The sequence below is a fragment of the Actinokineospora xionganensis genome, from assembly GCF_014323725.1.
GTDB lineage: Bacteria > Actinomycetota > Actinomycetes > Mycobacteriales > Pseudonocardiaceae > Actinokineospora > Actinokineospora xionganensis.
Genome location: NZ_JABVED010000003.1, coordinates 491,053 through 517,763 on the forward strand (window position 1 = coordinate 491,053; position 26,711 = coordinate 517,763).

At 69.8% G+C, this 26,711-nt stretch carries 28 protein-coding genes; 13 read left to right on the top strand and 15 right to left on the bottom strand.

What is annotated here, in order from left to right; translation table 11 throughout:
* The first annotated feature begins 18 nt into the window (after window positions 1-18).
* A complete protein-coding gene (locus tag GPZ80_RS08665; protein ID WP_187219712.1) occupies window positions 19-1,392 on the top strand; it encodes an APC family permease in 1,374 nt (457 codons plus the stop codon).
* On the opposite strand, the gene GPZ80_RS08670 is transcribed toward GPZ80_RS08665, so the two are convergent.
* Together GPZ80_RS08670 and GPZ80_RS08675 are read right to left on the bottom strand one after the other, a co-directional pair.
* The gene (locus GPZ80_RS08670; RefSeq protein ID WP_187219713.1) at window positions 1,381-2,217 is read right to left on the bottom strand and encodes an MBL fold metallo-hydrolase; all 837 of its coding nucleotides are present in this window, start codon (window positions 2,215-2,217) and stop codon (window positions 1,381-1,383) included. The two genes, GPZ80_RS08665 and GPZ80_RS08670, sit on opposite strands and share 12 nt — an antisense overlap.
* A 2-nt stretch (window positions 2,218-2,219) precedes the next feature.
* Entirely contained in the window at window positions 2,220-2,777 is a 558-nt protein-coding gene (locus tag GPZ80_RS08675; protein ID WP_187219714.1) for a TetR/AcrR family transcriptional regulator, read from the bottom strand.
* A gap of 55 nt (window positions 2,778-2,832) precedes the next feature.
* On the opposite strand from GPZ80_RS08675, the gene GPZ80_RS08680 reads away from it, so the two are divergent.
* Window positions 2,833-3,732: an aldose 1-epimerase family protein gene (locus GPZ80_RS08680; protein WP_187219715.1), complete on the top strand. Its 900-nt coding sequence runs from the start codon at window positions 2,833-2,835 to the stop codon at window positions 3,730-3,732.
* Window positions 3,729-4,943, top strand: a complete 1,215-nt coding sequence (locus tag GPZ80_RS08685) for an amidohydrolase (RefSeq protein WP_187219716.1) — start codon at window positions 3,729-3,731, stop codon at window positions 4,941-4,943. The genes GPZ80_RS08680 and GPZ80_RS08685 overlap by 4 nt, the downstream gene beginning before the upstream one ends.
* A 209-nt stretch (window positions 4,944-5,152) precedes the next feature.
* Here the strand turns inward: GPZ80_RS08685 and GPZ80_RS08690 are convergent, their stop codons facing one another.
* Window positions 5,153-5,773: a hypothetical protein gene (locus tag GPZ80_RS08690; protein WP_187219717.1), complete on the bottom strand. Its 621-nt coding sequence runs from the start codon at window positions 5,771-5,773 to the stop codon at window positions 5,153-5,155.
* A gap of 98 nt (window positions 5,774-5,871) precedes the next feature.
* Window positions 5,872-7,035 carry an acyl-CoA dehydrogenase family protein gene (locus GPZ80_RS08695; protein ID WP_187219718.1) on the bottom strand — a complete coding sequence of 388 codons (1,164 nt, stop codon included), beginning with the start codon at window positions 7,033-7,035 and terminating at the stop codon, window positions 5,872-5,874.
* Between the two features lie 83 nt (window positions 7,036-7,118).
* Between GPZ80_RS08695 and GPZ80_RS08700 the strand changes: the two genes are divergently transcribed.
* On the top strand, window positions 7,119-7,706 hold the full coding sequence (locus GPZ80_RS08700; RefSeq protein ID WP_187219719.1) for a TetR/AcrR family transcriptional regulator: 588 nt from the start codon (window positions 7,119-7,121) through the stop codon (window positions 7,704-7,706).
* Window positions 7,707-7,898: 192 nt separating this feature from the next.
* On the top strand, window positions 7,899-9,215 hold the full coding sequence (locus GPZ80_RS08705; RefSeq protein ID WP_187219720.1) for a citrate synthase: 1,317 nt from the start codon (window positions 7,899-7,901) through the stop codon (window positions 9,213-9,215).
* On the opposite strand, the gene GPZ80_RS08710 is transcribed toward GPZ80_RS08705, so the two are convergent.
* Complete coding sequence (locus GPZ80_RS08710) at window positions 9,191-9,811, bottom strand: hypothetical protein (RefSeq protein WP_187219721.1); 621 nt, start codon at window positions 9,809-9,811, stop codon at window positions 9,191-9,193. The two genes, GPZ80_RS08705 and GPZ80_RS08710, sit on opposite strands and share 25 nt — an antisense overlap.
* Before the next feature lie 152 nt (window positions 9,812-9,963).
* On the opposite strand from GPZ80_RS08710, the gene GPZ80_RS08715 reads away from it, so the two are divergent.
* Complete coding sequence (locus GPZ80_RS08715; protein WP_187219722.1) at window positions 9,964-11,250, top strand: cryptochrome/photolyase family protein; 1,287 nt, start codon at window positions 9,964-9,966, stop codon at window positions 11,248-11,250.
* Here the strand turns inward: GPZ80_RS08715 and GPZ80_RS08720 are convergent.
* Both GPZ80_RS08720 and GPZ80_RS08725 read right to left on the bottom strand, forming a co-directional pair.
* Window positions 11,247-12,446: an ABC transporter permease gene (locus GPZ80_RS08720; RefSeq protein ID WP_312880199.1), complete on the bottom strand. Its 1,200-nt coding sequence runs from the start codon at window positions 12,444-12,446 to the stop codon at window positions 11,247-11,249. The genes GPZ80_RS08715 and GPZ80_RS08720 overlap by 4 nt on opposite strands.
* The gene (locus tag GPZ80_RS08725) at window positions 12,443-13,351 is read right to left on the bottom strand and encodes an ABC transporter ATP-binding protein (protein WP_312880200.1); all 909 of its coding nucleotides are present in this window, start codon (window positions 13,349-13,351) and stop codon (window positions 12,443-12,445) included. Before GPZ80_RS08725 ends, GPZ80_RS08720 begins: the two co-directional genes overlap by 4 nt.
* A 179-nt stretch (window positions 13,352-13,530) precedes the next feature.
* Here GPZ80_RS08725 and GPZ80_RS08730 point away from each other — a divergent pair, with 179 nt between their 5' ends.
* The 3 genes from GPZ80_RS08730 to GPZ80_RS08740 are packed head-to-tail and all read left to right on the top strand — an operon-like array spanning window position 13,531 to window position 15,745.
* Window positions 13,531-13,968 carry a YbaB/EbfC family nucleoid-associated protein gene (locus tag GPZ80_RS08730; RefSeq protein WP_187219723.1) on the top strand — a complete coding sequence of 146 codons (438 nt, stop codon included), beginning with the start codon at window positions 13,531-13,533 and terminating at the stop codon, window positions 13,966-13,968.
* A 14-nt stretch (window positions 13,969-13,982) separates the two neighbouring features.
* Window positions 13,983-14,288, top strand: a complete 306-nt coding sequence (locus GPZ80_RS08735; RefSeq protein WP_187219724.1) for a type VII secretion target — start codon at window positions 13,983-13,985, stop codon at window positions 14,286-14,288.
* On the top strand, window positions 14,285-15,745 hold the full coding sequence (locus GPZ80_RS08740) for a hypothetical protein (RefSeq protein WP_187219725.1): 1,461 nt from the start codon (window positions 14,285-14,287) through the stop codon (window positions 15,743-15,745). Before GPZ80_RS08735 ends, GPZ80_RS08740 begins: the two co-directional genes overlap by 4 nt.
* Before the next feature lie 448 nt (window positions 15,746-16,193).
* Here GPZ80_RS08740 and GPZ80_RS08745 read toward each other — a convergent pair whose 3' ends face one another.
* A complete protein-coding gene (locus GPZ80_RS08745; RefSeq protein WP_187219726.1) occupies window positions 16,194-17,744 on the bottom strand; it encodes a glycerol-3-phosphate dehydrogenase/oxidase in 1,551 nt (516 codons plus the stop codon).
* Window positions 17,741-18,313 carry a TetR/AcrR family transcriptional regulator gene (locus GPZ80_RS08750; protein WP_312880202.1) on the bottom strand — a complete coding sequence of 191 codons (573 nt, stop codon included), beginning with the start codon at window positions 18,311-18,313 and terminating at the stop codon, window positions 17,741-17,743. Before GPZ80_RS08750 ends, GPZ80_RS08745 begins: the two co-directional genes overlap by 4 nt.
* 53 nt (window positions 18,314-18,366) lie before the next feature.
* Between GPZ80_RS08750 and GPZ80_RS08755 the strand changes: the two genes are divergently transcribed.
* The gene (locus tag GPZ80_RS08755; RefSeq protein ID WP_312880203.1) at window positions 18,367-20,013 is read left to right on the top strand and encodes an FAD-binding oxidoreductase; all 1,647 of its coding nucleotides are present in this window, start codon (window positions 18,367-18,369) and stop codon (window positions 20,011-20,013) included.
* Window positions 20,014-20,108: 95 nt separating this feature from the next.
* Here GPZ80_RS08755 and GPZ80_RS08760 read toward each other — a convergent pair whose 3' ends face one another.
* Window positions 20,109-20,459, bottom strand: a complete 351-nt coding sequence (locus tag GPZ80_RS08760) for a hypothetical protein (RefSeq protein WP_187219728.1) — start codon at window positions 20,457-20,459, stop codon at window positions 20,109-20,111.
* A 129-nt stretch (window positions 20,460-20,588) separates the two neighbouring features.
* Between GPZ80_RS08760 and GPZ80_RS08765 the strand changes: the two genes are divergently transcribed.
* Complete coding sequence (locus tag GPZ80_RS08765) at window positions 20,589-21,863, top strand: SGNH/GDSL hydrolase family protein (RefSeq protein ID WP_187219729.1); 1,275 nt, start codon at window positions 20,589-20,591, stop codon at window positions 21,861-21,863.
* Window positions 21,864-21,941: 78 nt separating this feature from the next.
* Here the strand turns inward: GPZ80_RS08765 and ahpD are convergent, their stop codons facing one another.
* Both ahpD and GPZ80_RS08775 read right to left on the bottom strand, forming a co-directional pair.
* Entirely contained in the window at window positions 21,942-22,481 is a 540-nt protein-coding gene (gene ahpD / locus GPZ80_RS08770) for an alkylhydroperoxidase, AhpD family (RefSeq protein ID WP_187219730.1), read from the bottom strand.
* Between the two features lies 1 nt (window position 22,482).
* Window positions 22,483-23,028: a peroxiredoxin gene (locus tag GPZ80_RS08775; protein ID WP_312880211.1), complete on the bottom strand. Its 546-nt coding sequence runs from the start codon at window positions 23,026-23,028 to the stop codon at window positions 22,483-22,485.
* A 100-nt stretch (window positions 23,029-23,128) separates the two neighbouring features.
* Here GPZ80_RS08775 and GPZ80_RS08780 point away from each other — a divergent pair, with 100 nt between their 5' ends.
* Together GPZ80_RS08780 and GPZ80_RS08785 are read left to right on the top strand one after the other, a co-directional pair.
* A complete protein-coding gene (locus tag GPZ80_RS08780) occupies window positions 23,129-24,076 on the top strand; it encodes a hydrogen peroxide-inducible genes activator (RefSeq protein ID WP_187219732.1) in 948 nt (315 codons plus the stop codon).
* Window positions 24,077-24,105: 29 nt separating this feature from the next.
* Window positions 24,106-24,528, top strand: coding sequence for a hypothetical protein (locus GPZ80_RS08785; RefSeq protein ID WP_187219733.1), 423 nt, complete (start codon window positions 24,106-24,108; stop codon window positions 24,526-24,528).
* A 46-nt stretch (window positions 24,529-24,574) separates the two neighbouring features.
* On the opposite strand, the gene GPZ80_RS08790 is transcribed toward GPZ80_RS08785, so the two are convergent.
* The 3 genes from GPZ80_RS08790 to GPZ80_RS08800 form a co-directional block, all read right to left on the bottom strand.
* A complete protein-coding gene (locus GPZ80_RS08790) occupies window positions 24,575-24,943 on the bottom strand; it encodes a PRC-barrel domain-containing protein (RefSeq protein ID WP_091379096.1) in 369 nt (122 codons plus the stop codon).
* A 197-nt stretch (window positions 24,944-25,140) separates the two neighbouring features.
* Window positions 25,141-26,160, bottom strand: coding sequence for a gamma-glutamylcyclotransferase family protein (locus GPZ80_RS08795; RefSeq protein WP_187219734.1), 1,020 nt, complete (start codon window positions 26,158-26,160; stop codon window positions 25,141-25,143).
* Between the two features lie 3 nt (window positions 26,161-26,163).
* Window positions 26,164-26,661 (bottom strand): helix-turn-helix transcriptional regulator, encoded by a 498-nt coding sequence (locus tag GPZ80_RS08800; RefSeq protein WP_187219735.1) that lies wholly within the window; start codon window positions 26,659-26,661, stop codon window positions 26,164-26,166.
* Between the last annotated feature and the right edge of the window lie 50 nt (window positions 26,662-26,711).

The following is a 26,711-nucleotide window of genomic DNA, read 5'->3' on the forward strand; positions in this document are numbered from 1 at the left end:
TGGGACAGTCTCTAATGCATGGTTGACCAACCGAAATCGATCATCGTCGAGCCCGGGGAGCAGGCACAACCCGAGCTCAAGCGGGTCATCGGACCCGGGCTGCTGCTGTTGTTCGTGGTCGGCGACATCATCGGCACGGGCGTGTACGCGCTCACCGGGACGGTCGCGGGCAAGGTCGGCGGCGCCCTGTGGCTGCCGTTTCTGATCGCGTTCCTCGTCGCCTTCCTGACCGCCTTCAGCTACTTGGAACTGGTCGGCAAGTACCCGCGCGCCGCCGGTGCGGCGCTCTACACGCACCGCGCGTTCAAGATCCAGTTCCTGACGTTCATGGTCGCGTTCGCCGTGATGTCATCGGGCATCACCTCCGCCGCGTCAGCCGCCCAGGCGTTCGGCAACACGTACCTGCGCAAGCTGATGGGCGACTCACTCACCATCCCGACCGTGTGGATCGCGGTCGGGTTCATCCTGCTGCTGGCCGCGGTCAACTTCCGCGGCGTCGCGGAATCGCTGTGGGCCAATGTGGTCCTGACGATGATTGAGTTGTCCGGGCTGCTGATCGTGATCGTGATCGGCTTCTACGCGATCACCCAGGGCCAAGGCGAGCCCGGCCGCCTGCTGGAGATCGACACCGCGAACCAGACCCCGTTCATCGCGGTCACCTCCGCCACGGCGCTGGCGTTCTTCGCGATGGTCGGCTTCGAGGACTCGGTCAACATGGCCGAGGAGTGCCGCGAACCCGTCCGCATCTTCCCCAAGGCGATGCTGATCGGCATGGGTGTCGCGGCGACGATCTACGTCCTGGTCGCCCTCACGTCCTCGCTGCTGTTGCCCGCCAACGAGTTGTCGGCGGCGAAGAGCGACGCGCTGCTGCGGGTCGTCTCGGTCGGGGCGCCGGACTTCCCGCTGTGGGTCTTCGCGCTGATCGGCCTGCTGGCGGTCATCAACTCGGCGCTGATCAACATGCTGATGGCGAGCAGGCTCGTCTACGGCATGGCCAACGAGCGGATCATCCCGCGCGCATTCGGGACGGTGCACCCGTTCCGCCGCACGCCGTGGGTGTCGATCCTGTTCACCAGCCTGATCGCGGTGGGCCTGGTGGCGTCGGTCGACATCACCCTGCTCGGCGGGACGACGTCGCTGTTGCTGCTGCTGGTGTTCACCGTCGTCAACGTCGCCGTGCTCGTGTTGCGCAAGGACCCGGTTGCGCACAAGCACTTCCGTGCGCCCACGATCGTCCCGGTGATCGGCGCGGTCACCTGCGCCTTCCTGGCGAGCCCGCTTTCGGGCAGGCCCGCCAGGGAGTACGGCATCGCCGCGATCCTGCTGGCGATCGGGGTCGTGCTGTGGGGTGTCAACCAGCTGGTGTTCAAATCTTCCGTGTCAGACGACTGAGCCCGTCAGGCGACGCAGTTCGACGGCGTCGTGCGCGGAGAACACGGTGACCTCGTCGCCGTGGTCGCGGACCAGGTCCCGCAGCCGGGCCTGGTTCGCGACCCGCGCCTTGCTGTCCACCTGCATGATCTTCTCAAACGCGCTCATCAGCGGTGGGCAGGTCGGGTTCACCGGGTCGATCTCGCCGTGGTTGAAGTACGCGTCGCCCGCGTGCAGCAGCCAGCCCGAGCCGGTGTCGACCGCGACCCCGACGTGGCCGCGCGTGTGGCCTTCGAGCGGGACCAGCAGGAAGTCCTCGGGCAGCCCGACCAGGCCCCGGACCGCGCGCATGCCGAACCACTCGTCGCCGCCGCCGGCCTGGTAGATCTCCCACTTCGGGCCGTGCGCCCACTGCGCGGCGCGGAACCGCTGCCGTTCGCGCACAGTCGCCTGCGCGGTCGCGATCGTGTGCTCCGGCTCGTACACGTGCACGGTGGCGCTCTGGAAGTCGCGCAGGCCGCCGGCGTGGTCGAGGTCCATGTGCGTCAGGATGATGTGCCGGACGTCGGATGCCTTGTGGCCCAACGCCTCCACCTGGTGGATCGCCGACATCGACGGGTCGGCCACCGGGCGGACCAGGTGCACGAACTCACGGGGCAGCGAGCCCGGCAGCCGCGCCAGGTCGGTCTCGCCGAAGCCGGTGTCGATCAGGACCAGGCCCTGCTCGCTCTCGACGAGCAGCACATGGCAGACCATGTTCGCCATGCGGAACAGGCCCGGCTGCCCGTCGAGCAGCTTGCCGCCCAGGGGGTGCATGGAGCCGCAGTTCAGGTGGTGTACGCGCACGTTCAGCGTCCTTTCAACAGTGTTCGCATGGTCGTGCCGACCGCGTGGAGGGGCGCGGTGTCGCGGCGGGTGCGGGCCAGCAGCTGCGCGCCCTCCAGGGCGGCGAGCAGGGTGGTCGCGACGTCGTCGGCATCGGGGATGTTTCGTTCTGCGAGGAAGTCGCGCACCACGCCCTGCCAGGATGCGAACGCGGAGGCGCAGGCTTCGCGCACCATGTCGCCGCCGTCCGGCGCTACCGTGCCGATAGGACAACCGCGACTGAAGTCGGAGGCGACGAGGTGCTCGGCGAGCGTCTGGATGACCGCGTCGAGCCCGGTCGCGGCGTCGGGGGCGGATTCGAGGATGACGGAGACCCAGTCGCACAGCTCGCCCGCCGCGAGGGTGACGGCCTCGGCGGCGAGTTGTTCCTTGCCGCCGGGGAAGTGGAAGTACAGCGAGCCCTTGGGGAGGCCGCCTTCGGCGAGGACCTGGTTGAGGCCCGTGCCGTGGTAGCCCTGGGTGCGGAACAGGGTCGCCGCGGTCCGCAGCGTCCGTTCGCGAGTGTCGGTGCGCTTTCCCATGACCGTACTATACAGACCGGTCTAGTAATGTCGAGCCCGCGTACGCTCCTGTTACATGGCCGATGAGTACGAGATCACGTATGCCGGAGCCCGGGCCGTCATCACCGCCACCGGCGCGACCCTGCGCGTCTTCGAGGTCGACGGCGTGTCCTACGTGGAGACCTTCCCCGCCGACGAGCCCGCGCCGATGGGGTCCGGCGCCGTCCTGATCCCGTGGCCCAACCGCACGGCGGGCGCGGTGTGGACCTACAACGGCGAGCCCCAGCACCTCGCGGTGAGCGAGCCCGCTCGCGGCAACGCCAGCCATGGCTTGGTGCGCAAGGAAACCTGGTCGGCCACGGTCGAGGAGGACTCGTCGGTCACCCTGGAGTTGACCGTCGGCGACCGTCCCGGCTGGCCCTTCCGGTTCCGCACCACGGTCACCTACGCGCTCGACGTCGAGGGACTCGCCGTCACCCACACCGTCCACAACCTCGCCGACCAGCCGATGCCCTTCGGCGTCGGCGCGCACCCGTACCCGCGCCCCGGGCGGGCCGACGCCGAAGACTGCGTGCTCACCCTGGCCGCCACCACCCGCCTGCCGCTCGACCCGGAACGCATGGTGCCCACTGGCCCGGCCGTCGCGGACGACTCGTTCGCCGACGGCAAGCCGTTGCGCGGCACGACCCTCGACGACGCCTTCGGCGGCTGCGTCCCCGGGCTCGACGGCCTGGTCCGCCATTCGCTGCGCGGCCCGGGCGGCGGCGTGGAGGTCTGGGCCGACCCGGTGTTCGGCTGGGTGCAGGTGTACACGCCGGATTCGTTCCCCGGCAAGGAATCCGGTCGGGCGATCGCCATCGAGCCGATGACCTGCCCGCCGGACGCGCTCAACTCGGGCACCGACCTGCTGCAGGTCTGTCCGCGCGAAACATGGTCGGCATCATGGGGCCTTCGACCTATACAGTCGATTTTGTGACTATCGCGGTAACGAACGGCTATGTGGTTCCGGTCGATGGAGATCCCATCCACGGCGGAACGGTCCTGATCGACAACGGCAAGATCGTGGCCGTCGGCGCGGACGTGGACGTCCCCGACGGCGCCGAGATCGTCGACGCCGGGGGTTGCTGGGTGCTGCCCGGGTTCGTCGAGGCGCACGCCCATGTCGGCGTCTATGAGGAAGGCGAGGGCTGGGCGGGGCAGGACACCAACGAGATGACCGACCCGGTCACCGCGAAGGTCCGCGCCATCGACGCCATCAACCCCGACGACGAGGGCTTCCGCGACGCGCTGTGCGGCGGGGTGACCACGCTGGTGGTGAAACCCGGTTCCGGCAACGTGATCGGCGGGCACACGGTCGCGGTGAAGGCCTGGGGCCGGACCGTGGAGGACATGCTGCTGCGGGACCCGGTGAGCATGAAGAGCGCGCTCGGCGAGAACCCGAAGCGCGTCTACGGCGAGAAGAAGGTCATGCCGTCGACCCGGCTCGGCGTCGCCGCGATCATCCGCGAGGCGATGACGAAGGCGCAGGACTACAAGGCACGCAAGGAACACGCGGCGGGCGAGGGTAAGCCGTTCGACCGCGACCTCACCAATGAGGCGCTCGTCGCGGTGCTCGACGGTGACCTGCCGTGGTGTCAGCACTCGCACCGGGCCGACGACATCGCTACCGCGATCCGCTTGGCCGACGAGTTCGGCTACCGGCTGGTGATCAACCACGGGACCGAGGCGCACCTGCTGGCCGACCTGCTCGCCGAGCGGGACATCCCGGTGGTGACCGGGCCGCTGATCGTCGGCCGGTCCAAGGTGGAGGTCCGCAGGCGCGACTTCCGCAATCCCGGCATCCTCGCCCGCGCGGGCGTGCGGATCGCGCTGACCACCGACGCGCCGGTCGTGCCCATCAACTTCCTGGTGCACCAGGCGACTTTCGCGGTGAAGGAAGGCCTCGACCCGGTTGAGGCGATCCGCTCGATCACCGTCAACCCGGCGGAGATGCTCGACCTCGACGACCGGGTGGGCGCGCTCAAGCCCGGCCTCGACGCCGACCTCGTGATCTGGTCCGGTGATCCGCTCGACGTGATGAGCCGCGCGCTGCGGGTCTTCATCGAGGGCCGCGACGTCTACCACTTCGACGAGGCCACCGGCTTGGGCGTAACCAAACCCGCCTTCTACGCCGAACCCCGCCCCTAAACACCCTCCGCGCGAGTCCCACGTTCCCGACACCGAGTCCCACGTTCCCGACAATGAGTTCCACGTTCCCGACACCGAGTTCTCACTTCGCGACAGCCAGTCCCGAAACCTGGGGGCCAGCGGCGGCGCGAAATGCGAACTCGCTGTCCTGAACGTGGAACTCACTGTCGGGAACGTGGGACTCGTGGTTCTGGGCGTGGGACTCGCGGTTAGGCGGAGGAGTTGACTACCTGGATGACGGTGCGTTCGGGGTTCTGGCCGCAGCCGTAGAGGACGCTCGCGACGATGTACGGGTCGTGTTCACGCAGCGGCTCGTTGCGTTGCCGGTAGACGTGTTCGAGCAGGGCACGCTGCTTGTCCGGGTGCATGGCGAAGAAGTCGCGGCAGGACGTGTTGCCGTCGGGCTGGGGCTCCTCGGTCAGGTGCAGGTACGCGACGCGGCCGCCGATGATCAAGCCGGTGGCCGCGAGCACCGACACCACGATGACCGCCATCCGCCTGCGGTTGAACCCGGACGGCTCGTCCACGGGCTCCGAGCCCGCGGGCGGCGCGATGTTCGTCGCCCGCACCATCCCGGCGATCAGGTCACGGAACTGAGGGTCGTCGCGGAACTGGTGGTTGAGCACCCCGACGAGCGGCCTGCGCCGGGCGGGAGCGTCGGGCTCGGCGGCGAACAGGTCGAACGTGCCCGCCGTCCCCGTCCGCCGCAGCCTGCCGATCACCGCGTCGAACAGCGTGTCCGCCGCGCGGTGATGCGGGGCGTCGATGGTCATCCGGGCTCGCTGAGCCAGGATTTCCACCACGTGTTCCGCCAGTGTCGGAAAGCTCATCGAACCCCCACGTCTAGGGACAGACTTCCGTATACCGGTGAGATCGTCGGATGCCCGGCGAACGTAAGTCTGACGGCGGCGCGGATATTCGACCACACCTAGCTCACGCGTAGTTGCCGCGCGATCACCATTCGCTGTATTTGGTTCGTCCCTTCAAAAATCTGCGGGACCTTGGCCTCGCGCATATAACGCTCGACAGGGAAATCGCGCGTGTAGCCCGCTCCACCCAGGACCTGGACCGCGTCGGTTGTGACCTTCATCGCGGCGTCGGTGGCCACCAGCTTCGCGATCGAGGCCTGTCGCAGGAACGGGAGTCCGCGATCGCGCCTGCGGGCGGCCTCCAAATAGGTCGCCCGCGCCGACTCGACGGCGGCGGCCATGTCGGCGAGGAGGAACTCGACGCCCTGGAAGTCGATGATGGACTTGCCGAACTGCACCCGCTGCTTCGCGTAGGCGACGGCCTCGTCGAGCGCGGCCTGCGCCAGGCCCACCGCGCAGGCGGCGATGCCGAGGCGGCCGGAGTTGAGGGCGACGAGGGCGATCTTGAGGCCCTGCCCCTCGGCGCCGAGGAGCCGGTCGGCGTCGACCCGGGCGCCGTCGAAGATCATCTGGGCGGTGGTGGAGCCGGTCAGGCCCATCTTGCGTTCCGGCGCGGCGGCGGACAGGCCCGGTGTGTCGGCGTCCACCAGCAGGCAGCTGATGCCCTTGCCCTTGGAGCCATCGTCTGTGTCGAAAAAGGAAGTACGGACCATGGTCGTGTAGAAGTCGGCGTGGCCCGCGTGGGTGATCCACGCCTTGGTGCCGTTCACCACGTACTGGTCGCCGTCGCGGACCGCCCTGGTGGACAGCGCCGCCGCGTCGGAGCCCGCGTGGGTCTCCGAGAGGGCGTACGCGCCGAGCAGGTCGCCGCCGAGCATGTCCGGCAGGAAGCGCTCGCGCTGCTCGTCGCTGCCGTATTCGGCCAGGGCGAAACAGGACATGGTGTGCACCGACAGGCCGACGCCGACCGACATCCAGGCGGCGGCGATCTCTTCGAGGACCTGCAGATAGACCTCGTAGGACAGGGCCGCGCCGCCCCACTTCTCCGCGTACGGGAGACCGAGCAGGCCGCTGCGTCCGAGGAGCTTGAACTGCTCGCGCGGGAACCGCTCCTCTTCCTCGTACTGGCTCGCCAGCGGCGCGAGTTCGTCGCGCGCGATCTCGCGGGTCAGCTTCAGGAGGTCTTCCGCCTCGGTGTTGGGCAGTAGACGCTCGGCGGGCATGCGGGACCTCCGGTACTGAGACCTGTACTGACGGACGCCTCAGAGTACTGTTCTGGTCGCTGGACTGTCGATACGCTGCACGTATGACCAGGCGCACGCCCACCGCTCGGCAGGCCGCCCTACTGGAGGAACTGCTGGCTCTGTACCTGCGTGAGGGCTTCGCGGAGTCCACCCTCGACGACTTCGCCGCGCGCCTGCACTGCTCGAAGTCGACGCTCTACGCGCTCGCGCCGAGCAAGGAGCAACTCGCGCGCAAGGTGGTCGGCCACTTCTTCCGCGGCGCGACCGAGCGCATCGAGAAGGACGTCGCGCAGGCCCGCGACGCCCGCGACCGGGTGGTGCGCTACCTGGTGGGCGCGGGCGCGGAGATGAGCCGCGCGACGGGGAAGTTCGTCGCCGACGTCGCCGCGTTCCCCTCCACCCGGCGGGTCTACGAGCGCAACGCGCAGGCCGCCGCGGCCCGCATCCGCGCGTTCATCCAGGAGGGTGTCGCCGAGGGGCTTTTCCGCGACGTTCACGCCCGGCTCGTCGGCGAGATGGTCGGCTGGCTGATCGAAGGGATCCAGACCGGCGTCCTCGGGGCCCGGGCCGAGGTATCCGACGCCGAGGCGTTCGCCGCGCTGGCGGATCTGGTGCTCGGCGGCCTGGACTCAGGACGATCGAGTCTGTGATACGTGTCCCAACGGACGCCGTCGGTCCCGTCCACGGGTGTCCGAAGGGCGCGTGGACCACTAGCGTAGGGGGCTCAGGACCCCAACGGGGCGGTGCTGTGGCGCGGCGGTTCGCCGCCGCTTGCGCACCCGACCACGGCCTCACCGGCTCGGCCTACCGGCGCCCCGCTACCGAGTGTGAGAGGTACGTCCATGCCCGACGGGACCGCAGCGCCCACCGGCACCGAGCAGACCGCCGCCTTCCGCTACCCGGGTGGCGAGCACGAGATGGCGGTCGTTCCCGCCACTGACGGCACCTCAGGTGTCGACCTGGGCAAGTTGCTGGCCAAGACCGGTCTGGTGACCCTCGACCCCGGCTTCGTGAACACCGCGGCGTGCTCGTCGGCGATCACCTACATCGACGGCGACGCGGGCATCCTGCGCTACCGCGGGTACCCGATCGAACAGCTGGCCGAGAAGTCGTCATTCCTCGAAGTCAGCTACCTGCTGATCTACGGCGAGCTGCCCACGGCGGCCGAGCTCGAAGACTTCACCCACAAGATCAGCAGGCACACCCTGCTGCACGAGGACCTGAAGCGGTTCTTCGACGGCTTCCCGCGTGACGCGCACCCCATGCCGGTGCTGTCCTCCGCGGTGTCGGCGCTGTCGACCTTCTACCAGGACAGCCTCAACCCGTTCGACCCGAACCAGGTCGAGATCTCCACGATCCGGCTGCTGGCGAAGCTGCCGACGATCGCGGCGTACGCCTACAAGAAGTCGGTCGGCCAGCCGTTCCTCTACCCGGACAACTCGCTGGGCCTGGTGGAGAACTTCCTGCGGATGACCTTCGGCTTCCCGGCCGAGAACTACGACGTCGACCCCGACCTCGTACGCGCGCTCGACCTGCTGTTCATCCTGCACGCCGACCACGAGCAGAACTGCTCGACCTCGACGGTGCGGCTGGTCGGCTCGTCGGAGGCGAACCTCTTCGCGAGCATCTCCGCTGGAATAAACGCACTCTTCGGACCCCTGCACGGCGGCGCGAACAGCGCGGTGCTGGAGATGCTCGAAGGCATCCGTGACAGCGGCGGCGACGTCCAGGCGTTCGTCAACAAGGTCAAGAACAAAGAAGACGGCGTCAAACTCATGGGCTTCGGCCACCGGGTCTACAAGAACTACGACCCGCGCGCCGCGATCATCAAGAAGACCGCCGACGACATCCTCAACAAGCTCGGCGGCGACGACTCGCTGCTGGATATCGCGAAGCAGCTTGAGGAGCACGCGCTGTCGGACGAGTACTTCGTCTCCCGCAAGCTCTACCCGAACGTGGACTTCTACACGGGCCTGATCTACCGGGCCATGGGATTCCCGACGAAGTTCTTCACGGTGCTGTTCGCCCTCGGCCGCCTCCCGGGCTGGATCGCCCACTGGCGCGAGATGATGAACGACCCGGCCACCAAGATCGGCCGCCCTCGTCAGGTCTACATCGGACAGACGGAGCGCGACTACAAGCCGGTTGCCGAGCGCTGAGGCCTTCGCTTCATCTGGGCCGTCCCGCTTGGCGGGGCGGCCCTTTTGGTCGGCACCAGCAGGGCGAGGTTCGCATCGGTCGCCTTGCGGTAGTCGTCGCCGAGGGCGGCGACCCGGGTGTAGAGGTAGCGGACGCGCGGGATCACCGTCGGGTCGATCGCCGCGCAGATCCGGAGAAGTCCGATGCAGTGCAGCCGGTCCGCCGGGCTACCCGTTTCCAGATATTCGGCGTAAAGGGGAAACCCGTGGACCACCTCGGCCCGGATGTCGGCGTAGAGACCCAGCAGCTTGGCGGCCGGGCCGACCGCTCCGCCGCCGATCTGGGAGAGCAGTTCCAGGATCACGGTCCGGCCCGCGGGCGTCGCCGAGATCAGCGCGCTCACCAGACACGCGCAGGCCTGCGCCGCGCCGGGCTGGGGGTTTCCCCGGATCACCACGACGTTGTCGATCCGGTACAGCAGCCGGTTGGCCGCGGTTCGATCGGGCGCCTGGGCCAGCGCGCGGATGGCGCCTGGAACGCCGGCGTAGTGGGACCGCATCGTCTCGGGCATCCGGGCAGGCGCGGCCCAGTCATGGCGCTCGATTTCCCAGTCCACGGTCGTTCCTCCCCGTGCCGTTCGGGCAAGCGTACGCAGTGACGGGTCACGACTGTGTGTAGCGTTCGCCCTATGGTCGTTTCCATCGCCGTGTGGTCCGGCCACGACCTGAGCGGTCGGCGGACCGGCGCCACTGTGGGTATTTTCGGCGCATGACTGCTCCTTCCGTCGTCTGGTTCCGCCGGGACCTGCGCACCCACGACCACCCGGCGCTGCTGGCGGCGGCCGAGCGTTCGCCGTCGGCTGTGGGGCTCTTCGTGCTCGATGACGTCCTGCTCGCGCCCGCTGGGAAGCCACGGGTCGATTTCCTCCACGGCTGCCTGCGCGACCTGAACGACCAGCTCGGTGGTCGGCTGATGGTCGTGCGCGGCAAGCCCGCCGAGGTGGTGCCCAGGGTCGTGGCGGAGTTCGGGGCCGGGTCGGTGCACGTGTCCGCGGACATGGGCCCGTACGGCCGGAAGCGCGATGCGGCGGTGGAAGCGGCGCTGGGGGTGGAGTTCGTCCGCACCGGGTCGCCGTACGCGGTGGCGCCGGGGCGGGTGCGCAAGGCCGATGGCGAGCCGTACAAGGTGTTCACGCCGTTCAAACGGGCCTGGCTCGACCACGGGTGGCGGGCGCCCGCGGACACCGATGCGTCCACAGTGGACTGGGTGGACGCGGCGACGAAGCTGCCCGCCGGTGAGTCGCATGGTGAGCGGGACGCCTTGCGGGCGTGGGAGGACTTCCGTGGCCGCCTCGACGACTACGCCCGACACCGGGACCGGCCGGACCTCGACGGCACCAGCCGGATGTCGGCGTACTTGCGTTGGGGCTGCGTGCATCCCCGCACCCTGCTGGCCGACCTGGGCGAGAACCACGACGTCTACCGGTCCGAACTCGCCTGGCGTGAGTTCTACGCCGACGTGTTGTGGCACCGGCCGGAGACGGCGCGCACCAACTACGACAAGAAGTTCGACCGCATCGCCCACGACAACGACACCGACTTGTTCGACGCGTGGTGCCAGGGCAAGACCGGCTATCCGATCGTCGACGCCGGGATGCGCCAGCTGCTCGCCGAGGGGTGGATGCACAACCGGGTGCGGATGATCGTCGCCAGCTTCCTGGTGAAAGACCTGCACCTGCCGTGGTGGTGGGGTGCCCGGCACTTCATGCGCCACCTGGTCGACGGCGACCTCGCGTCCAACCAGCACGGCTGGCAGTGGACCGCGGGCTCGGGAACCGATGCGGCGCCGTACTTCCGGGTGTTCAACCCGACATCGCAGGGCGAGAAGTTCGACCCGAACGGTGACTACGTGCGTCGCTATGTCCCCGAACTCCGGGATATACCAGGAAAATCCGTGCACAAGCCGTCGGGTGTCAAGGGGTACCCCGGACCGGTCGTCGACCATGCTCAGGAACGGCAGGTCGCGCTCGACCGGTACGCGGCGATCAAATCCTAGGGGCGCAACGCGTCCCGAAGTTTGAGTCGGGCTCCGGTGCGCAGCGCCGCACCCGCGTAGATCCGCCCGCCGAGCCAGGCCAGGCCCGCGACCGAGGCAAGCGTCAACGCCATCGCCAGGGCGATCTGCCAGCCGGCCACCGCGTCCAGCGCGATCCGGCCGGGCATAAGGATCGGGGCGAACGGCGGCAGCAGCGACAACACCGTCGTCGCCGTCCCGCTGGGCGCGCGCGACAGCAGGCCGAAGCCGAGGACGAAGGCCAGCACCAACACCATGGTCACCGGCAGCAGCACCGCCTGCGTCTCCTCCTGGCGCGACACCAGTGAGCCCGCCGACGCGAAAACCGTGGCATAGAACAGATATCCGAGCAGGTACCAGACCAGACCCCAGACCAGCGTGCCGGTGGCCGCGCCGGTGATGGTCAGGACGTCGGTCGCGGTGGCGAGGACCAGGCCGACCGTGCCGATCACCGCGAACTGCGTGAGACCGACCAAGCCGAGACCGAGCACCTTGCCGAGCAACAGCTGCCAGGGCCGAACGGTGGCGAGCAGGATCTCCACGACCCGGCTCGACTTCTCCTCCACCACCCCTTGGGCCACCATCGTCCCGTACAGCAGCAGGGCCATGTAGAGCATCGCCACGATGACCAGGGCGACCGCGAGCCGCTGGTCGTGATTCGGGTCCGTGGGGCCGAGCGCGCGCACATCGATTGTCGCGTCGGCCACGGTCGCCAGGACCTGGTCGGGGTCGAGGTCTTCCACCGCGGCGAGTTGGGCACGCAGGACTTGCTCCTGCACCAACGTGTTCAGCGCCTTGCGCAGGTCTTCGTCGAGGTTCTCGCGGACCAGCACGCGCAGCGCCGACGGCGCGCCGCTGACCAGCACGTCCAGTTCGCCGTCGGCGACCATGGCCTCACCCGCCGCGAGGTCGTCGACGGTGCTGGTGCGCACGCTGAAGCGCGCGCTCTCCGCCTCGGCGGCGAGCCTGCCCGCGATCGACGTCGCCTGCCCGGACAGCCCCACCCGGCTGGTGGACTCGCCCGCGAACAGGGTGCTCTGCATCAGCACGAAACCGATCAGCACGGCCAGCGAGACCGCGGTGCCGATGAGGAAGGACTTGGTGCGCAGCCTCGTGTTGAGCTCCCGGCGGGCGACCAGCCACACGGTGCGCGATGCGGATATGTCACGGCCGGTCACGAGTCACCTCCCACCACGTCGCGGAACAGTTCGGTCAGGGACGGGCGGTGCCTGCTGAACTCGTGCACCGGCCCGGTGGCGAGCGCGGCGGCGAGGACCGGCTGGTCGTCGGCGCCGTCGGCCAGCCGCAGTCTCGTCCGGCCGTTCTGGCGTTCGACGACAGACACGCCTTCCACACCGTCGGCCCAGCCGGGCGCGGCCGCGGGGGCGTGCACCACGAGGGTGGTCCCGCTGCCGGCCCGAAGCTCCTCCACGGTCCCGCAGGCCACCATCCGGCCGTCGCGGATGATCCCGATCCGGTCGCACAGGCGCTCCACCAGTTCGAGCTGGTGGCTGGAGAACACCACTGGCACGCCGGTGTCGGCCCGCTCGCGCAGGATCACGGCCAGCACGTCGACGGCGATCGGGTCGAGCCCGGAGAACGGCTCGTCGAGCACCAGCACGTCCGGCTCGTGCACCAGCGCCGCGGCCAGCTGCACCCGCTGCTGGTTGCCCAGGCTGAGCTTCTGCACCTCGTCGTCGCGGTGCTCGCGCAGGCCGAGCCGGGCGATCCAGTTCTCGGCGTTGCGGTGGGCCTCGTTGACGCCGAAACCATGCAGCTCCGCCAGATAGACGAGCTGGTCGAGAACCTTCATCCGCGGGTAGAGTCCGCGCTCCTCGGGCAGGTAGCCGAACCGCCTGCGCGCCGAGTGGTCCAGCGCGACGCCGTTCCAGCGGACTTCGCCCGCGTCTGCGGCGACCACCCCGAGCATGATCCGCATGGTGGTCGTCTTGCCCGCGCCGTTGCCGCCGACGAAGCCGAAGAGTTCACCGCCGCGGACTCCGAAGGTGAGGCGGTCGCAGGCGAGGACGTCGCCGTAGCGCTTGGAGACTTGGTCGATCTCCAGCACCGCCGCAACAGGCACGCCGACCCCTTCCTGTCTTCACCGTCTTGGCCAGTATTCCGTGTCCCGGCCACGGGCGGCGGTCCGGCCGGGTGCGCCTGCAAACGAGTTGACCAATTCGTCCCCGCGGGGGAACCGATCGGAGGATCCTCCGTCCAAGATTTGCGAATGATCCTGGTAGGACCATTGGAGGGGCGAGGATGAACCCTGAGCAGTGGCTCGCGCAGTACGACGAGAAACTGAAGCAGGCCGCGGCCGGTGCGGCGAAAGCCGACAAGGCGCTGCGGGAAGTCGGCGGGTCGGCGACGTCGCAGGACGGTGAGATCACCGTGCGGGTGAGCGCCAGCGGCGCGACCACCGGGCTGGTGCTGCGCCCCGGCGTGCGCGACATCGAGCCCGAGCACCTCGCGCGGCAGATCATGGAGCTCACCCGGCAGGCGCAGCGCGTCGCCGGGGAACAGGTCGTGGTGGCCATGCAGGAGTTCATCGGTGACGGTCCCGCGCTCGACGTGGTGAAGGCGCACCTGCCGGAAGGCCACACCAGCGACGGTGCCGACGAGCCGATGAACCTGGAACTCCAGCGCGACACCAGGGCTGACGACGACTACTTCGAAAACCCACCCGAAGTCGTGAACTAGGAACGGCGGATCACATGGGCAACGGTTTCTCCGTCAACGTGGCCGAGGTGCGGGTGCATTCCCGCACCGTCGCGGCCTGCGCGTCGCAGGTGCGCTCGGCCACCGGCTCCGCGCAGTCGGTGTCCGACGGCGCCTACGGCGTCATCGGACAGTTCTTCGCCTCGGCGATCCTCAGCGCGTGCGGGGATGTCGTGCAGGGCATCGCGAAGGTCGCGACCGCGGTCGACGACGTGCGCGAGGGCCTGGTGGCCGTGGCGGACCAGTACTCGGGCATCGACGCCGACGTCGCGTCGACCTTCAGCGGGAAGGCAAGCGCATGACCGCGACGACGACGACGAGTTCGGCGCCCACAGCCGAGCAGGGCGCCGCCAACCTGACCAACGACGTCCGCAGCGCCAAGGACGCCATCGAGCGCGGTGACTGGCTCGACGCGGGCATGGCGATCAGCAACGTGGCGATGGACGTCATCAGCATCGCGGGCGACCCGCTGGGTGCGGCGGCGGGCGCAGGGTTCGGCTGGATCATCGAGCACATCTCGTTCCTGCGCGAGCCGTTCGACGCCCTGCTCGGCGACGTCAACTCGATCACGGGCAGCGCGCAGGGCTGGATGAAGGCGGGCACGGAGATCACCGCGGTCGCCGAGCGCTACCGGGAGGCCGCGCGGACCGAGACGTGCAACTGGCACGGCACGGCAAGCGATTCCTATCGCAGTGCCAGCGCCACCCAGGCGCAAGGGCTCGACGCGCTGGCACAGGTCAGCCAGGGCATCGGGCAGGCCATTCAGGGCGCGGGCCAACTGCTCGCCGAGGTGCGCAAGACGGTTCTGGACTTCATCAACAAGTGCGTCCAGAAAGTCATCATGATCATCATCGAGGCGTTGGCCGCGGCCTGGCTGAGCTTCGGGGCCAGCATCGCCCAGGGCATCGTGCGGTCGGTGGCCGAGGCCGTGCAGACGGCGCAGAAGATCATCGGCAAGATCCAGAAGTTCATCTCGTCGCTGCAGAAGATCATGCAGACGGTGCAGAAGATCGTGAACCTGGCCAAGGCGGTCAAGCAGCTGCTGGAGACCATCGGCGGCCGCGCCAACCGCACCCAGGGCGCCAACACCACCCAGCCCGCGGCGATCGACACCACCGGCGTCGACGCGGCGGCGAACCGTCAGTACAGCCAGGCGACCGCGCCAGCCGGGAACTACACCCAGACCACGCACCGGGACTACAGCTACGACCAGTACCGGCCGGGCGCGTCGACGACGCAGCCGAACTACACGCACACCGCGCAGCCGGCGCCCAGCCGCTACCAGCCGCCGACCGGTGCGGGCGGGAGCGGGCCGGGCTATCCGACCACCGGTGCGCCGGGTTCGCCTTCCCCGGTGTCGAGCTTCGATCCCAGCGGCCCGCCGCCGGACCAGGGCGCCCCGGCGTCGCGAGTCGACCGCGCCCGCTGGATCGGCGACGCCGTGGAGATCCTTATCAACCACGGGGTCGAGCCGTCGAAGATCGACGCGGAGCAGATCGCCCGCATCGTCGACCGCGCCTCGGGCGGCAACCCGCACGCGATGGACCTGCAGGACCCCAACGCGGCCGACGGATTCCCGCCCAAGGGGCTGACGCAGATCACCGACCCGGTGTTCCAGCAGCACCAGCTGCCGGGGCACCCGAACATCTGGGCGCCGGTGGACAACATGCTCGCCGGAGTCATGTACTTCCTGGCCCAGTGGGGATCGCTGGTGGAGGCGCTCGACTCGTTTGGGCCGCCGACGATGTCGCGGTCGTAGTCGTCGGGCGGTCCCGCTTCGGGGGCGGGATCGCCTGCCTTTGTCACGGTTCGACTCGGCGGCAACCGGGTTCGGGCTGTGGCGTGTTCCTGGTGTCGACGGCCCACCGCTCATCGCCACTGTCACCTTCGGCGGGTTCGCGCTCGTGGGCTGCTCGTCCGCTTCCGTCGGCGCGGGTTCCTCGGATGCGCCGACCGTGTCGGCCACGCCGCGGTGACCACGACCGTCGCGAGTCCGGTTCCCAGCACTTCGTCCGCACCGCTGTGACATGGCGCCGCCTTCGGCGGCGCGGCTCGGTCGTTTGATGGTGAGGTTTCGGGGGTCGGACCAGCGCCGAGGTGCCTCGGCTGGGTCCGCGCCGTTCCCAGCTGGTGACCTCGAACGCGACCTGCGGGACCCTGCGGCTTGACCGCGATGACGAGCACGTCGGCGTCCTTGGCCGCCGTCGTCACACCTCTTGGGTGAGCCCGTTCAGTGTGCGGGCGACGAGGTCGGCCACCGCGGGCATGGCGACCTCCAGATCGGCTGGGACCAAACCGATGCGGGTGCGGCGGTGCAGGACGTCCGCGGCGTCCAGCGCGCCCTCCTGGCGGACCGCCCACACGACTTCCGCCGCCGTCAACGGGATTCCCGGTGCGACCGGCTCGGCGAGGGTCGGGTCGAGTTCGCCCATGGCGTGGATGGTGGCGGCCTCGGTGCCGTAGCGGAACCGGAGCCGAGCCGGAGCGTCCACAGTGGACAACTCGACCCGGGAAGCGGCGCCGACCAGGGGGAGTGACTTGGTCGTCGAGGGACCCGCGGGGAGGTCCAGGGCGTCGACCGCCTCGGCGGCCATCTTGCGGTAGGTGGTGAGTTTGCCGCCGACGACGGTGACCACGCCGTTGGGCGCCCGCACGACGGCGTGGTGGCGGGAGAGGTCGGCGCTTCGCTTGCTGGTGCCGGGAATGTCGATCAGGGGGCGCAGGCCGGCGAAGCGGCCCAGGATGTCGTCGCGGGTCAACGGGCGTTCCAGGACGCTGGAGGCGACGTCGAGCAGGAAGTCCACATCGGACTCGGGCACGGTCGGCACGTCGGGGATGTCGCCGTCGACCGGCTCGTCGGTCAGGCCGAGGTAGACGCGGCCGTCGGCCTGCGGCAGGACCAGGGCGTAGCGACCGAAGTGACCGGGCACGGGGACGGTCAGCGCGGTGTTCGAGATGCCCATGCGGGCGCCGTCGAGGACCAGGTGGGAGCCGCGGGACGGGCGCAGGCGGACCGAGTCGACCAGGGTGCCCGCCCAGACGCCCGCCGCGTTGATCACGCTGCGGGCTTGGATGTCGACGGAGTGGCCGGTGAGTTCGTCGACGATCTCGGCGCCGCTTCCGGTCAGCGAAAGCACTCGGGCTCGGGTGATGATGCGGGCGCCGAAGCCCGCCGCTGTGCGGGCCAGGGCGACGACCAGGCGGGCGTCGTCGACGAGTTGACCGTCGAAGGACAGCAGGCCGCCGCGCAGGCCCGCGCGGCGCAGGCCGGGTGCCAGTGCCAGCGCCTCCGGGCCGGACACCTTGTGCGGGCGGGGAAGCAGGCTCGACGGTGTGCGCGCGACCCGGCGCAGGATGTCGCCCGCGCTCAGGCCGGCGAAGATGAGTCCGGCGTCGCGAGTGGACACCTCGGGCAGCAGGGGGACCAGCTGCGGCAGCCCGCGGGTGAGGTGTGGTGCGGTGCGGGTCATGAGGATGCCGCGTTCGACCGCGCTCTCGTGAGCGAGGCCGACATCGCCTTTCGCAAGGTAGCGCAGGCCGCCGTGGACGAGCTTGCTCGACCAGCGCGACGTGCCGAAGGCGAGGTCCTGTGCCTCGACGAGGGCGACCGACAAGCCGCGGGAGGCGGCGTCGAGCGCCACGCCCGCCCCGGTGACCCCGCCGCCGACGACGAGCACGTCGACGACCTCGCCCGCGTCGAGCGCCTCGAGGTCGTTCGCTCGCCGCTGGGCGTTGAGGGCGGTGTTGCGCTGGGTCATGGCCGCTCCGGTCGCAGACTTGTGTCGAGTATGTGGGTGAGTTCGCCGAACAGCAGATCGGAATCGACGTCGGTGGTCGCGGGGGCGTGCGACAGGGCGAACGACTGCAGGAGCAGCAGGGTCGCGCGGGCCTGGGCGGCCGGGTCGGCGCGGCGGACCGAGCCGTCCTCGTGGCCCGCGACGAGTTGCGCGAGCAGGAAGTACTCGGCGAGCCGCTGGGTCGAGCCGAGGCGTTCGACGACGTAGGGCAGCACGAGGTCGCCGTCGCGGTCGAGGATCGTGCGCATCAGCGGATCGGCGACGAGCGCGCGGATGCCCGCCACCGCGCCCGCGACCAGCCGCTCGCGGGCGGTCGGCAGGTCGGCGACGCCATGCTGCGCCTGGTCCAGGACGAGGGCGAATTCCCTGGTCATCAGGTTGGTGATCAGGGTCCGGACGTCGGGGAACCGGCGGTAGAGCGTCATCCGGCTGACTTCCGCCCGACGTGCGACATCGGTCAGGGTGGTCCGGCCGACGCCCTGGTTCAGGACGCAGGCGCGCGCGGCGTCGAGGAGGGTGTCGTCATCCACCCGTGCGGGGGAAGTTGTGTGACGTTTTGCCGTCATGTGTCACACTCTAGCTTGTGAACCTGCCTGTGGACCACCTTGACCACCTCGTCCGGGGAAGCTGGACGCCGTCCGGCGGCGGCGACGCCGAGCTGCCCGAGCACGCGGCCAAGTGGCTGGCCGCGCGCACCGGTTTTGTCGCCCGGGACACGCCCGCGGCGCCGGACTCCGCGCTCGCGGTCGCCGACTCGGCGCTGCCCGACTCCGCCCGCGCCGCCTTGACCGCGGTGGTCGGCGACGAGCACGTCCTGCTCGACCGCGAAGCCCGGCTCGGGCGGACGGGCGGGCTGTCCTACCTCGACCTGCTGCGCCATCGCGGCGGCGGCGAGGTCACCGCGCCCGACGCGGTCGTGGTGCCCGCCGATCCCGCGCAGGTGCAGCGGGTCATCGAGGTGTGCGCGGCGCACGGCGTCGGCGTGGTCCCGTTCGGCGGCGGCACGTCCGTCGTCGGCGGCGTGCAGGCGCTGCGCGGCGACAAGACGTCGGTGGTCGTGCTCGACCTGATGCGTCTCGACAAGCTCGTCTCGGTCGACCCGGTGTCCCGGCTCGCGGTGCTGCAGGCGGGCGTCGTGGCGCCGGAAGCCGAGCGGCTCCTGGCCGAGCACGGGTTCACCCTCGGCCACTTCCCCCAGTCATTCGAGCGCGCCACCATCGGCGGCTTCGCCGCGACCCGGTCGTCCGGCCAGGCCTCGGCGGGCTACGGCCGCTTCGAGGACATGGTCGAAGGCGTCCGCCTCGCCACCCCGCGCGGCGAGTGGCAGGTCGGCGTGTCACCCGCGTCCGCCGCCGGGCCGGACCTCAAACAGCTCATCGTCGGCAGCGAAGGCGCCTTCGGTGTGATCACCGAGGTGACCGTCCGGGTGCGCCCAATCCCGGCTTCCGACCGCTACGAGGGCTTCGTCCTGGACGGCTGGTCAGCGGGCGCCGACGCCGTCCGCGCCCTGGCCCAGAACGGCACGCGGGGCACCGTCACCCGGCTGTCGGACCCCACCGAGACCGAGGTCGGCTTCGCCCTCAAGGGCGGCTGGAAGATGAACGCCGTCCGCGCCTACCTCAGGGCGCGGGGCATCACCGACCCCTGCCTGCTCATCATCGGCTGGGAAGGCCGCACCAAGGCCGACCTGACCGCCGCCCGCAAGGCCACTCTGCGAACGCTGAGCAAGCACAAGACCGTCTCGCTGGGACAGGCCGCGGGCGCGGCCTGGCGCCATGGCCGCTTCGCCGGCCCCCGCCAACGCGACGCCCTGATGGATGCCGGAGTGTGCGTCGAGACCCTGGAAACCGCCACCTACTGGTCGAAACTCGACGCGCTGCGCGACACCGTCCGCGAAGCCCTGACCACCACCTTGACCGCCGGAGGACACCAGCCGGTAGTCGCCTGCCACATCTCACACACCTACGAGACAGGCGCGTCGCTCTACTTCACCACCCTCGTCCCGCGCGACCTGACCGACCCGGTCGGCCAGTGGGCTAAGGCCAAGCAGGCCGCCTGCGAGGCGATCTCCACCGACTCCCTCGGCACCATCTCCCACCACCACGCCACGGGTGTGGACCACGCGCCCTACCTTCCCCGCGAAATCGGCGCGTTGGGCGTCGACGTGCTGGGAGCGGTGAAGCGCGAGTTGGACCCGGAGGGCGTGCTCAACCCGGGCAAGCTCATCTAGGGCGGTTGGGGGCAGGCACGCCCCGGAACGTCATCAAGGTCGACCCGGCGAAGGTGCGCGAGTTCGCCGAGCAGCGCACCGGCGGCCAAACCGACCTAGGCGCGGCGCCGCACCACCCCCAGCCCGACCCCGGAGATCAACCCGCCGAAGAGCAGAACCCACGAGACGTTGGTCCGCTCACTGATCGCGCGCTCGCATAAATCGATGTAGGCCACCGTCATCGGCCGGGAGTCCTCACCCAGACCGTTGACGATCGATCGGGTCTCCGCCCCGCCGAAGGTGTTGCCGCAGGTGACCCGCGGCCGCGCCGGGTCGGCGTTCGCCACCCGGACCGGTACGAGCGCCAGGACCAGGCCCAGCAGGAGTGCGGCCACCGACAGCACAGCGGCGAACCGGCGGGGGCTGAGGGTGATCCGGTCCAGTGGGTCTTCGTGTTCTGTGCTCATGGGGTGATCCTGGCAAATTTCCGGCGGTCGTGGCGAAATCCATCCACAGGCAGTTCTCGCCATCACCAGTTGGCAGGCCGGGCAACGGAGGAGTCGCCGCGCCACGGGCCGAGGTTCGATGGTGGGACCATGACGTCTTTCCGAGTGACGCGGGTTCTCACCGCGGCGGTGGCGGCGGTCCTGCTGCTGTCGCCGACCCCGGCCGCCGCCACTGAGCAGCACCACGGGCCCGCCTGGGTGGGCTCGTGGTCGATGTCCGCGGAACTGCCCAACGAGTTCACCTTCGAACCGAACTGGTCCGAGGCGGGCTTCGACAACCACACGGTGCGCCAGACCGTTCGGGTCAGCACCGGGGGCGACGCCCTGCGCGTCAAACTGTCCAATGTGTACGGATCGACCCCGCTGCGGGTCAGCGGCGCCGCGGTGGCCAAGGCCGCCGAGGGCGCCTCGGTTCGGCCGGGGACCGCGCGACCCGTCACCTTCGGCGGCTCCCGATCCGTCACGATCCCGGCGGGGCGTGAGCTGTTCAGCGACCCCGTGTGGGTGCGGACCTCCTCCCTGGAGCGGCTCTCGGTGTCGCTGTACTTCGCCCAGCCGACGGGCCCCGCGACATTCCACGCCTGGGCCTCCGAGACCGCCTACCGCGCGGTGGGGGACCACCGGTTCGCCCGTGACGGCAAGGCTTTCACCGAGACCACGCCGTCGAACTACTACCTGACCGCCGTCGACGTGGTCGACTTCGGGAACCGCGCACGCAGGGCCGTGGTGGCCTTCGGCGACTCCCTCACCGACGGGTCCTTCTCGACCCTGGGCGCCGACAACCGCTACCCCGACGAACTGGCCGAGCGACTGGTGGCGGCGGGCAAGCCGATGGGTGTGCGCAACGCGGGTCTGGCGGGCAACCGGATGCTCGACGACTCCCTTTGCTTCGGGGACAAGGCGGTCGCGCGCTTCCAACGTGACGTGCTGGACGTGGCGGGTGTGCGGACCGTGATCGTCTCCGAGGGGATCAACGACATCATCGCCCTCACCCAGACCGAGTGGCACCCGTGCGGTCCCGGCGTTCCGGACCTGACCGCGCAGCGGCTCATCGAGTCGCACCGCGAGCTGATCCGGCTGGCCCACGCGCGCGGCCTGCGGATCATCGGCGGAACCGTGCTGCCGTACAAGGGAAACCCGTACGAGGGCGTGTACTCCGAAGAGGGCGAAGCCATCCGCGACGCGCTCAACGAGTGGATCCGCACCAGCGGCGAGTACGACGCCGTGGCCGACTTCGACCGCGCCGTCGCCGACCCGGCCGACCCCGACGAGATCCGCGACGAGTTCGACGGCGGCGACAAGATCCACGTCAACGACGCAGGCTACCGCGCCATGGCCGAAGCGATCGACCTAGCCACCCTCTGAACACGCGAGTCCCCACCCCACGACAACGAGTTCTCACCCCAAGTGAGAACTCGTTGTCGGGAAGTGGGGACTCGCGGGTCAGACCGAGACGGACAGGATGGACTCGGCGTCGAGGGTCACCGCGGCCGCGTGGATCACGGACGCGATCCGCAGGGCCTCGTGCACGGTCTCCCGGGAGACACCGCTCGACCGCAGGGTCTTCTCGTGCGCCTCCAGACAGACGCCGCAGCCGGTGATGGCCGAGACGGCCAGGCACCACAGCTCGAAGTCGACCTTGTCCACGCCCGGCTTCGCGATGACCTGCATGCGCAGCCGCGCGGGCAGGTTCGCGTACTCGGGGTCGCCGATCAGGTGCTTGCCCCGGTAGTACACGTTGTTCATCGCCATGATCGACGCCGCCGAGAGCGCCGCGCCGCGGGCCTCGTCGGTCAGGTGCTCACGGGCCGCCGCGTCGATCTCGCGCAGCACCTCGGCGCTGCGCGAGGTGACGGCACACGCGAGCGCCGCGCCCCAGACCTGCTGCTTGGGCAGCGTCGAGGTGCCGATGACCGAGCCCAGGTTGAGCTTGGTGTCCTTGGCGTAGTCGGGCAGGGCGTTCTTCAGCGCGTCGAGCGACATGTCAGACGCCCGCGAGGAGCTTGGTGGCGTCAAGGGTGTCGGCGCCCTTGTTCCAGTTGCACGGGCACAGCTCGTCGGTCTGCAGCGCGTCGAGCACCCGCAGGACCTCTTCGACGTTGCGGCCGACGGAACCGGCGGTGACCATCACGAACTGGATCTCGTTGTCCGGGTCCACGATGAACGTCGCCCGCTGCGACACGCCGTCCTTGCCCAGCACGCCCGCCTCGGCCGACAGCTCGCGCTTGATGTCGGACAGCATCGGGAACGGCAGGTCGCGAAGGTCCTCGTGGGACTTGCGCCACGCGTGGTGGACGAACTCCGAGTCGACGGACACGCCGAGCACCTGCGCGTCGCGGTCGGCGAAGTCGGCCTCGAGGCGGCCGAACGCGGCGATCTCGGTCGGGCAGACGAAGGTGAAGTCCTTGGGCCAGAAGAAGACGACGCGCCACTTGCCCTGGTGGGACTTGTGATCGATCGTCTCGAAGGCCTTTTCGGCGTCGAGGTCGACGCACGCGGTCAGGGAGTACTCCGGGAACTGGTCGCCCACGGTAAGCAAGGGTGCTCCTAAAGATCGTTTGTGGAGGGCTCCATCTTCTCGGCCGCCCATTGATCCGAGAAATCAGGAGTCCTACATAAACTCATCGGCCATGGGGATCAATACCGGGGGACCGACCCTGAGCCAGCTGCGCGCGTTCGTCGCGGTCGCGGAGTTTCTGCACTTCACCCAGGCCGCGGCCGAGCTGGGAGTGAGTCAGCCGACGCTGTCGGCCAAGCTGTCCGGTTGTGAGGAAGCGCTCGGTTCCAAGCTTGTGGAACGCACCACACGCAAGGTCATGCTCACACGAGCGGGTGAACGTCTGCTGCCGCGCGCGCGGACGGTGCTCGACGCGCTGGAGGCACTGGTGGCCGAGGCGGACGAAACCCGCAAGCCGTTCCGCGGCACCATCCGGCTCGGCGTGATCCCCACCGTGGCCCCTTATCTGCTGCCCACGGTCCTACGCGGCCTGGCGCAGGCATTCCCGGCCATGACTGTGGAGGTCCAAGAGGAACGGACGGCGGCCCTGCTCGACGGCCTGGGCGCCGGACGTGTCGACGCGGCGATCCTGGCGGTGCCGGTTGATACGCGGGGGCTGGTCGTAGACCCGATCTTCGAGGAGGACTTCGTTCTCGTGGCGCCGCGCGGCCATGCACTGTCCACAATGGAGAGTTTAGCCGCGGACCGGCTGCCGGAACTGGACGTCCTGCTACTGGAGGAAGGCCACTGCCTGCGTGATCAGACCCTGGACATCTGCAAGGGCGTCAACGCTTCGAGCGCGACCCGCGCGGCGAGCCTGACGACGCTGACGCAGCTGGTGTCAGCCGGGATGGGAGTGACCGTGCTGCCGGAGACGGCCGTGGCGGTGGAGGTGAAGCGGGCGGGCCTGGCGGTGACCAGGTTCGCGCCGCCCGCGCCGCGCAGGCGGATCGCGTTGGTCTACCGCGAGAGCACCGGTCGGGTGGACGAGTACGCCGCCGTCGCGGCGCAGTTGCGGCGGGTGGTTCGGATCCGGCGGCTGCCCGTGCGGTTGACCGGGGACGAGGCGTTGGCGAGTTGAAGTTCGCCACGCGATTCCTGGGGAGAAATATGGAGATCACCTGGCGCTGGCTGCCTTCCGCCGCTGTGATGCTCGTCGGCGCCGCGATCCTTGTCGCACCGATGGTGGTGGTCGCCGCCGGCGGCGCCTACGTGCGAGTGGCCGCGGCGTCGATGAGTCCGACCGGCAGGCACGGTTTCCGTGGTGGGCGACTCGCGCGGGAACTCACGCGACTCGCGGGACCGGGCCGCGGTGCGATCCCGCTGACCGCGATCAAGAGCGTGGTGGTCGCCACCCGCGAGGGTCCGCTGCCCGCGGTCACCGCGTTCGCCGACGCCGGGTTGGCGGGCACGCCGACTGTCGCCACGCAGGCGACGGGGCTGCCGCTGTCGCTGATCGGCGGGGGCGTGGTCTTCATGCTGGGAACGGTCTGGCTCGGGCTGAGGCTGAGCAGGAAGCGCCCGACCGACTGAAGAAGGCCAGATGGGCGGCGGTGGGACTCGCCGCCGCCCACCGGGATCAGGACGCCGGCTGGCGGCGTGGTGGGATATCCGAGGGCTTGGGGGTGCGCTGCACCGGGATCGGTGGTGGGGCTTCAGGCAGTCCGTAGTAGCGATAGAGCGCCGTGGCGTCGGCCGCGGACAGCGTGCCCGCGGCCTGCGGGGCGTTTTTCACCTTGTCCAGTCCGACGTCCACCTGCAGGCCCTGGTCGCCTGGGTGCGCGCCGGTCAGTGGAACGAAACTCTCCTTCGGGCCGAACAGGCCGGTCTTCACCGTCACCCAACCGGGTTCATGGGTGGAGCCGTCGAGGTACACCGTCCCGACCCGGCCGATCTTGCGGCCTTGTGGGTCGTACACATCGTGGCCGATCAGGTCCTGCGGTCTCATGCGGACACGGTCACTCCACTGGGCCCCGTCCGCAACCGCGAGCGGGAAAACCGCCTCACCCGCGCCTGGTCGAGAGTTGGACCGAAAGAAGGGTGAGTGCGCCCTGTTCGTGTGGTTCTTGCCCGATCCGGCGGGAAACAGGTGACCTTTCGTAGATCAAAGCGACCCTTGTCCCCGGCTGGTGGTGTCCGCGTGGATCACCCCATCGGGGGGTGCGATGGCCATGGCTCGGCGAGTGCGATCAACCCGTCCTCCGGGGCGATCCACTCATAGGTCCAGCACAGCGAACCGTCGTCCAGGACCGCGCGGACCCGCCGGTACTGCGACCCCTCGTACTCGTCGATCACGGCCAGTGACTCCGCCGAGGCCAGATCCGTCACCCAGCCGGACACGCCGGGGCCGTCGCCGAGCCGCAGCGCCGGGTAGCCCTGGCCGGTGTCGAACAGCGCCCCGCGCACCCGCGCGCGCCTCGGCGGGCCGACGACGCATGGAGCGAGCACGTCCCACGCCGACGCGCCAGGTTGCAGGGTGCCGTAGACGAACAGCGAGCCCGGGTAGTCCCGCGGGTCCGGGTCGCCGGTCACCACGTCCACGGTCAGACCGTCCGTGGTGGCGGCGACACCCGGCGACGCCGGGGAGGAGCACCGGACCATGGCGCCGTCGACCAGCAGGGGGCGCCGGGCCGCGGTCGCGCCGACGTAGGCGAGGAACCGGTCGAGGACGGCGCCGTTCTCCAGTGTGACCCGGCCGGAAAGCACCCGCGCCAAGTGGTGGCGCTCACCGCGGCCCTCGCCCCCGTCGATGGCCCTGACCTGCGCCGGAGTCGCCAACAGCACCGCGTGCGACTCGGTCCCAGGCAGCGCCGCGAGCACCGCGGGCCGGGAGGTGTCGACCACCCGTGGACCCGTCGCCCACACCGCCGCCAGCCCCTCGCACCGCGCCCGCAGGACGACCATCGGGCCGGGCATCTCCAACTCGGCCCGCAGCCACGTCAGCTTCGACGGGCACGCGTTCGACCCGTAGGCCAGCACCGGCACCCGCTCGGCCTGGACCGGCGCGCCGCGCTCGGCGAGCCAGGCGTCGAGTTCCACATCCCCGACCCGCCAGCCCGCCGGGTCGGCGCGCAGCGGCCAACCGTGGCCATCGACGTGCACGAAGGAGAACGTGGGGCAGCCGCCGGGGTAGGGCAGCGCGGGGTAGTCGGCGTCGGAGAACACGGGTTACTTCTGCTCTTCGGCTTCCAGTTCGGCGATGAAGTCCGACCAGAACTCCTCGACGACCCGCTCGAACCGGATGCCCAGTTCGAGGGACTTCACCTGCCACCGGTCGGCGTGGTTGACGATCTGCTCGTGCTGTTCGAGGTAGCCGTCCGCCCGGGCCTTGTGCGAGGCGTGCCGGGCCCGGGCCAGCGCCAACAGGTTGCCCTCGTCGCCGAAGGACGCGAAGAACAGCTTGAGCAGCCCCAGATCGCGCACCTCGGTCTGCTCCGGGGTCGGCGAGGCCAGCCACTTCGCCAGCGCCTCGCGGCCCCGCGGGGTGATCGAGTAGGTCCGCTTGCGCCTGCCGCCCTCCTCGACGGACGCGGTGACCAGGCCGTCCTCGGCCAGGCGCGCGGGCTCGTCGTAGAGCTGGGAATGGGCGAACGCCCAGAAGTTGCCGATCGTGTAGCCGACCCGCTGTTTGAGGTCGTAGCTCGTGGCGGGGCCGTGCGACAGCATCCCCAGCACAACGTACGAGGTCGCGTTGAGCTTGCGGTCTCGCGGAGACG